Consider the following 2594-nt stretch of genomic DNA (forward strand, 5'->3'; position numbering starts at 1 on the left):
CCCGGCCTCGTGCTCCTTCAAGATCCCGATAATCTGCTCTTCCGTAAAGCGGCTACGCTTCATGCTCTGGTCCTCGTCGTGGGCCAGAACGAACTTCAAACTGGATTAAGCCCCGGGGGCAAGGTCACATCGTTTGGAAATCACCGCACCATTTCATGAAATCGGTTCGCTGCAGAGCACGAGCGGACCAACTGCCTACGTGTTTGGTGCCCCAGACCATCCCCGTTTTCGGCTGGGATAGACGAGCCGAAACGGCTCGCTTAGTATGCCCGCCCATGAGTTGTCCGCTAGCTTCAAGCAGCACGGCGCTATGGTGCCGCTTCTGATTAAAGCTGCTCCACTTTCCTTGGGCTCACGAAGTGCGCAACGAGCACTGTGCCGAACGTTCGCCGCCGCAGCGCAGCCAAGCGCAAACGGCGTCATTGCCATGGGGATTGTCAGCCAAGCTCGCTTGGCGCCTCCAGGTGCGACCGCACCGGTTCCGCGACGCACCGTCGCGATATCTTGTGTGCTGGCCGGATGAATGGAGTACCTATCGGATTTGGCATCTGCAGCTCCGTTCTTAGATCGGTATTAACGAATGGCGGGATTCGTCCCGTTTTTTAAGAGCCCTCTGGATTGTAGTCATCTGGCACGACCGTTGCTGATCGCGGTCACCAATTGCGGCACCTTAGCCGCGAACCGGTCACCGATCTCGATGGCTAAGTCTACAGCAAGCACGCAGCGACTTCCGCTACCAATTCTAGTAAGAAAGATCGCTTTCACCTTCGCTGAAAACGACGAAATGTGCCCTGCCGCTGTTTGCGGCAATTGCGACATTGATGTTTGCCGCTTGGGCAGCAGCATAGACCCCGTCATCGAAGAGTACTATTTGGTTTTTCGACGTGAACGCACCGGCTTGCGACCCTTACGCAAGGGCTTTGGCTGCGCCGCACCTTTGGGTGGTTGAAGAAAGAATTCAGACAAATGTACATCAAGCGTTTTTGCGATGCGTTCGAGAATATCGATTGTCGGGTTCTGCGATTGCTGCTCGATACCGCCCAAAAAGGAGCGGTCAACCCGTGCATCGTAGGCCAACCCCTCTTGCGAAATACCGCGATCTACGCGGATGCGGCGCACATTCCAGGCGACAAGCGCACGAGCTTTCATGCGCTAAAGCAGCCATTCTGACGGCCATCAAACCACTGGCTATAACCATCCTATTGCGGTAGGTTCGCCTCGAATACAGATGAGCAGAGTCCGCGCGTAAGCTAAGTGAAGAGCCGGTACCGGATCCAGACGCCGCTATGTCGCGACGGGCGAGCCAATGCTGACGAGCTATGACGAGACACATCCGATGTCGACCTTTTGATTCGGGCCGACGGCGCCGCACGCAGGACGGCAGTTCTGCTGATCGCGCTCTGCGTAACGGACCGCTATCAAATGCATTCTGGCGGCGGTCTGAGCGAGCGAAATCGAAGGGAACGACGGGAACAGGCGCTACCATCAATCGACTCTGGCAAGGATGTTCCTGGAGGCCGCGACGATCGGTTCTCTAAAGAGGCTCTGAATACGGCTCCCTCGCTACAATCGATGCTTCTCAATCTGGTAGGACTTTCAGGCAGTGCCGCCCCATCCCAAGGTCGCAGATTCCGCGCCTAACGCGTCCCAGCTCACGCCGTATGACGAGCAACATGCCGTCACCTATATGCGTCTCCTGGATGCCGAGGCCGATAACGCTGATTGGCGTGAAGTTGCGCGCATTGTGCTTGGTATCGATTCCACCCTTGATCCGGATCGCGCCCGCCGTACTTTTGAAAGTCATCTGGCTCGCGCCAAGTGGGCGGCGCGTCAGGGCTTTCGGCATCTCCTGCAGCGCGGTCGGCCGGAGAGCGAGGAATGAATGCGTTGGAAAGGGCGTCACTTCTGTTGATGTCCGATCGCAAAACTAGATCATCCCATCGCGGAACTGCATAAAGAGCGAATATTTGTATCTGCAGCCAGAAGTAGTCGCATTTCTCGGGCTGCAATTCCTTGCAGGCGTTAAAAACATACGGGGAGAGTAGTACGATGCCCGGTGCAGATTGGAGATGAGAGGAAGCCTAGCCTGACACCAAGAAAGCAGAAGCTGCGGGCATAGCTTGGGAGTGGCTGCGCCGCAGTTGCGGGTACCAAAGGGACTATATGGCCCTGGCCGCCAGCGAATGATCCGGCGCGATGGCCACCACGTCCGACAGCAGTGGGGGCTGTCTTTTTGCAGCTGATCCGCAAGAAACGTTCGAACAACAAGCCATTTTCTGAGCGCCTGAAGTGCTATCGACCGTGCTGTCCGTGCGCGCGGCTGTCGGCTCAACGGCGTCCCAACCGTACGATCTGGATTTCACCAAGCTAGCGGGCAGGGAGCTTCGTTACGCCGGATGGATGGCATGCCATCGTGGCACTGGGGGAGCGAAGCATCGCCTGTGGCTCACGCGAACTTCCATCGGGCGCCTCATCGGTTGCTGTCGACCTGCCGCTCGATCGCAATTTCGAGGTTCGTTTGCGGGCAGCTCATCGACTTTCGCTGGCGCTCGAACGGCGGCCCCTTGGACCACCTGCTCTGGCGCTGCCAATCT

The 2594-nt window shown here is 57.4% G+C and carries 3 protein-coding genes; 1 reads left to right on the forward strand and 2 read right to left on the reverse strand.

Annotated elements, in window-relative coordinates; genetic code table 11:
• Positions 1-624: 624 nt before the first annotated feature.
• Positions 625-846 (reverse strand): hypothetical protein, encoded by a 222-nt coding sequence (locus I6F16_RS37330; protein WP_225174752.1) that lies wholly within the window; start codon positions 844-846, stop codon positions 625-627.
• A 21-nt stretch (positions 847-867) separates the two neighbouring features.
• Positions 868-1149: a helix-turn-helix transcriptional regulator gene (locus tag I6F16_RS37335; RefSeq protein ID WP_225174753.1), complete on the reverse strand. Its 282-nt coding sequence runs from the start codon at positions 1147-1149 to the stop codon at positions 868-870.
• A 454-nt stretch (positions 1150-1603) separates the two neighbouring features.
• On the opposite strand from I6F16_RS37335, the gene I6F16_RS37340 reads away from it, so the two are divergent.
• Positions 1604-1882, forward strand: coding sequence for a DUF2285 domain-containing protein (locus tag I6F16_RS37340; protein ID WP_225174754.1), 279 nt, complete (start codon positions 1604-1606; stop codon positions 1880-1882).
• Positions 1883-2594: the final 712 nt, after the last annotated feature.

It is taken from the genome of Bradyrhizobium sp. IC4060, assembly GCF_020193715.1.
GTDB lineage: Bacteria > Pseudomonadota > Alphaproteobacteria > Rhizobiales > Xanthobacteraceae > Bradyrhizobium > Bradyrhizobium yuanmingense.

What these genes read in the sequence shown, in the direction of transcription:
- I6F16_RS37330 (WP_225174752.1), bottom strand. Translation starts at nt 846, where the DNA reads ATGCTGCTGCCCAAGCGGCAAACATCAATGTCGCAATTGCCGCAAACA.
- I6F16_RS37335 (WP_225174753.1), bottom strand. Translation starts at nt 1,149, where the DNA reads ATGAAAGCTCGTGCGCTTGTCGCCTGGAATGTGCGCCGCATCCGCGTA.